Source organism: Streptomyces alkaliphilus (assembly GCF_014141535.1).
Lineage (GTDB): Bacteria > Actinomycetota > Actinomycetes > Streptomycetales > Streptomycetaceae > Streptomyces > Streptomyces alkaliphilus.
In genome coordinates, this window is the sequence record NZ_VKHT01000881.1 from 1 (window position 1) to 2,091 (window position 2,091).

Genomic DNA, 2,091 nt, shown 5'->3' on the forward strand with positions numbered 1-2,091 from the left:
GGGCGGGGGTCCTCACGGGCGTTTCCCCTTCCTGCGTCCGGGGGGAGCCACCGCGGCGGCGTCGGCCAGGCCGATCTCCGCCGCGAGGGCCCACATGGCGCGGCGCACGGCCCCGCGTGGATCGAGGTCCTGGATGCGTCCGGAGTCCTGGGCGTCCTGCAGTTCGCGGAAGCCGGCCGGGATGACGGAGGTCGCCACGGGGGTTCCGGTGATGCGCGAGATCAGCTGGGGTTGCACGGGGCCGGTGCGGCCGTGGCGGTTGACCACGGTGAGCAGTTCGCGCGGCTTGCGGATGTGCAGTCGGTCCCACATCCGCACGGTGCGGTTGACCGCCCGTACGGCGATCACGTCGGGGGTGGCGACCAGCAGTGCGGTGTCGGCGGCCTCCACGGCGGTGGCGCCGGCGGGGCTGGTGTGGGAGCCGCAGTCCACGATCACGGTGTCGTAGCGGGCGCGGACCGCGTTGAGCAGGCGGCGGGTGGAGTCCTCGGTGACCTCCTCGCCGCGTTCGCCCTCGGCCGGGGCGATCAGCAGGGACAGGCCGGTCTCGTGCGGGAAGACCGCCTCGGCGAGGACCTGGGCGGAGATGTCCGGGAGGCCGGCGAGGTCGACGACCGAGCGGCGGAACTGCACGTCGAAGTAGGAGCCGACGTCCCCGCCGAGCAGGTCGAGGTCGACCAGGGCGACGCCGCGCCCGTCGCTCTGCGTGGCGGGGGCGTCGGGGGTCGGACCGTGCAGGTGTGCGGCGAGTGCCAGTTGACAGGCGAGGATGGTGGCGCCCACCCCGCCCTTGGCGCCGGAGACGGTGACCAGACGGCCGGTGGGGCCGGTTTCGAGGGGGACGGCTCCCAGGCCGAGGTGACCGCGTACGCCCGAGGCCCACTGCGCGGCGGCGGCGAGCCGGGCGCCGAGTTCCTCGCGTTCCAGCGGGACGGCGGTCAGACCGCGGGCGCCGGCGTCCATGGCGGCGGAGTACAGGCCGGCGGTGGGGTCGGCGGTGGCGAGGACGACGCCGACGGCCGGGAACCGCATCGCGACCTCGCGGACCAGTTCCAGGGCCGGCATGGGGCCGATGGCCTCGTGGACGAGGACGACCTCGGGTAGGTCGGCGGGGTTGCCCGCCGCCAGGGCGCCGAGGGTGTCGAGGAGGGCGACGGAGTCGGGGACGGCCCGGGTGGGCTCCAGGCCGGGCAGTTGACCGACCAGGGTGATCATGGCCCGGGCGAGGTCGGGGTCACCGGCGGCGGGGAGAACGCGCATGGTCATCGCGGGCCTGCTCATTCCTGGAAGAACTGGAGGGGATCGATGTGCGGGTTTTCCAGCAGGTCGCCGATGATCGTGTAGGTGCGCTCCTCCTCGGGGATCTCGCGTTCGTCACCGGGCGCGACCAGTGCCAGACGGATCTGTTCGGCGAACGCCTCCGCGAAGGTGACGCGCTGGGCGTCGAGGTGGTCGAGGGCGAAGGTGATGGGCACGGCCTGCGTGCGGACGCGGTCCTGTTCCACGTCGGTGAGGTCGCCGACCTCGATCACCCTCGCGTTGTTGACCATCAGTCGGACCATCTCGTAGCGCCGGTCGGAGTCCTCCGCCACGTCCTCGACGGTGTAGGCGGCGTAGAGGTTGATGGTGGAGCCGGGTCGGATCTTGCCCGCCACGCCGGTGGAGGCGTCGATGAGGACGGCGATCTCCTGTTCCCCCTCGGCGAGTTCCGGTATGGGGGCGATCATGTCGCGTTGCAGGAGGGCGCCGGGGGACAGGGGGCCGACGGCGACCATGTCCCGGATGTCGGACAGGTCGGTGACGGCGGAGTCGGGGAGGTACCGCTCGGGGAGGTCGACCTCGGTGAACCAGGCGGGGTCCAGGGGTTGGTGCGGCTCGATCTCCTCGGCGACCTCGTAGGCGGTGACCTCGGGACCGACCTTGGACTGGGCGTCCCGGACCACGGCGAGGACCGCGAGGAAGGCGGCGAGGGCGAGCAGTGCCGAGAAGGTCAGCAGGACGGCACCGCGTCGCTGGCGAGCGTTCATGTGGTCCGGTTCTCCATCGGGACGGGCGCGGGGATCCCGGACTCCGGGCGGTCGGAGGGATCGG

Annotated in this window: 2 protein-coding genes; both read right to left on the reverse strand. The window is 72.8% G+C overall.

Going from position 1 to position 2,091, the window contains the following annotated elements:
• Positions 1 to 12: 12 nt before the first annotated feature.
• Entirely contained in the window at positions 13 to 1,266 is a 1,254-nt protein-coding gene (locus FNQ90_RS20755) for an AAA family ATPase (protein WP_182607747.1), read from the reverse strand.
• 11 nt (positions 1,267 to 1,277) lie between these two features.
• Positions 1,278 to 2,027 carry a Flp pilus assembly protein CpaB gene (cpaB, locus tag FNQ90_RS20760; RefSeq protein WP_143624087.1) on the reverse strand — a complete coding sequence of 250 codons (750 nt, stop codon included), beginning with the start codon at positions 2,025 to 2,027 and terminating at the stop codon, positions 1,278 to 1,280.
• Positions 2,028 to 2,091 lie beyond the last annotated feature (64 nt).